We start from the raw sequence: 1,626 nt of genomic DNA, 5'->3' as shown, positions 1-1,626 counted from the left end.
GTGCCCCTGCCCGAGGCCGGCATCCCCCCCACCCCGCGCTCCGGCATCGCGTCAGGCCCCAATACCCATGCCGGCCCGGCGCAGGAAGGCGGCCGCACCCAGGCGACGCCGGGCGCGAGCAGCTCCGGCAATGCCCCGACCGTGGACACCACCGGCTCGGTGACGCCGCGCTCCGGCACCGCGGCCGGTCCCAACACCCAGCACGGCCCCGCCCAGGAAGGCGGCCGCACCCAGGCCACCCCAGGCTCCAGCCGCTAAATACCCCGGCGGCAGCCGCTCAACAAAAAGCCCCGGAGCAGCGCTCCGGGGCTTTTCTCATCAGCGAAGGCGGGATGGCTCAGCCGCGGGTGCGGGCGCGCACCATGAAGTCGTCATAGGTGAACTCGACGATCTGCCACCACAGATAGGCGTTGTTGCGGAACGCCTTCATGTCTTCATAGACCTTCTTGAAGTCTTCGTTCTTGGCGGCGATCTCGTCGTAAAGCTGGTGCGATGTCTTGTACGCGGCATCCATCACGTCGTTGGGGTAGCGGCGCAGCTGGGTGCCGGCCTTCACCAGGTTCTGGATGGCCACGGGGTTCTTGGCATCATAGCTGGCGAGCATGCTCTCGTTGGCCTGTGCCATGGCGGCGGTGAGCGCCGCGCGGTAGGTCTTCGGCAATTCGGCCAGCTTCTCCTGGTTGACGAAGAAGTTCAGGGCCGCCGAGCCTTCCCACCAGCCGGGGAAATAGTAATACTGCGCCACCTTGTAGAGGCCGAGGCGCTCGTCGTCATAGGGGCCGACCCATTCGGCGGCGTCGATGGTGCCCTTTTCCAGCGCGGGATAGATGTCGCCGCCGGCGAGCTGCTGCGGCACCACGCCGAGCTTGGCCAGAACCTGCCCACCAATGCCGGCGATGCGCATCTTGAGGCCCTGCAGATCGGCCACCGTCTTGATTTCCTTGCGGAACCAGCCGCCCATCTGGCCGCCGGTATTGCCGCCGGGGAACATCACCACGCCGTACTTCTTGTAGAAGTCGTTCATCAGGGTCAGGCCGTTCCCGAACAGGAACCAGGCGTTGATCTGGCGCGCGTTGAGGCCGAACGGCACGGCGGTGCCGAAGCCGAAGGTGGGGTCCTTGCCCACATAATAATAGGAGGCCGAGTGGGACATCTCGACGGTCTTGTTCTGGGTGGCGTCCAGCGCCTGCAGGCCGGGGACGATCTCCCCCGCCGCGAACACCTGGATCTGGAACTTGCCGTCGGTCATGTCGGCCACCTGGCGCGCCATGAGTTCGCCGGCGCCATAGATGGTGTCCAGCGACTTGGGGAAGGAGGAGGCGCAGCGCCATTTCACGTCCGGCGCCGACTGGGCGATGGCCGGCATGGCGACGGCGGCGGACGCGGCAACGCCCGCACCCGCGGCGGTCAGGAAATCACGGCGTTTCATGGATGGCTCCCTAGACATCTTTAGCGGCGCAGCCTCTCGCAAGGGCCGGCATACCGCTGTTCTAGAGCACCCCATCACCAGCTGGCAACGCACGCCGGCGGGATCGCGGCCCGCCTTATCCTAAAGTCAAAGAAGCTTGGCTGCCGCGACTGGGTCCGCCCGTGAACCCTCTCCCGCTTGCGGGGGAGGGCAGGGTG

At 66.6% G+C, this 1,626-nt stretch carries 2 protein-coding genes; one reads left to right on the top strand and one right to left on the bottom strand.

From position 1 onward, the window contains the following. Positions 1 to 258: hypothetical protein (locus K9U41_RS22790; protein ID WP_282643121.1), on the top strand; the 258-nt coding region annotated here is incomplete at its 5' end. A gap of 79 nt (positions 259 to 337) precedes the next feature. On the opposite strand, the gene K9U41_RS22785 is transcribed toward K9U41_RS22790, so the two are convergent. Continuing rightward, on the bottom strand, positions 338 to 1,429 hold the full coding sequence (locus K9U41_RS22785) for a TRAP transporter substrate-binding protein (RefSeq protein WP_282643120.1): 1,092 nt from the start codon (positions 1,427 to 1,429) through the stop codon (positions 338 to 340). Between the last annotated feature and the right edge of the window lie 197 nt (positions 1,430 to 1,626).

This window comes from Xanthobacter autotrophicus (genome assembly GCF_029991245.1).
GTDB lineage: Bacteria > Pseudomonadota > Alphaproteobacteria > Rhizobiales > Xanthobacteraceae > Xanthobacter > Xanthobacter autotrophicus_C.
Note: the sequence above shows the minus strand (reverse complement) of the source record. Positions and strands in the feature narration are given on the sequence as shown.

What these genes read in the sequence shown, in the direction of transcription:
- K9U41_RS22785 (WP_282643120.1), bottom strand. Translation starts at nt 1,429, where the DNA reads ATGAAACGCCGTGATTTCCTGACCGCCGCGGGTGCGGGCGTTGCCGCG.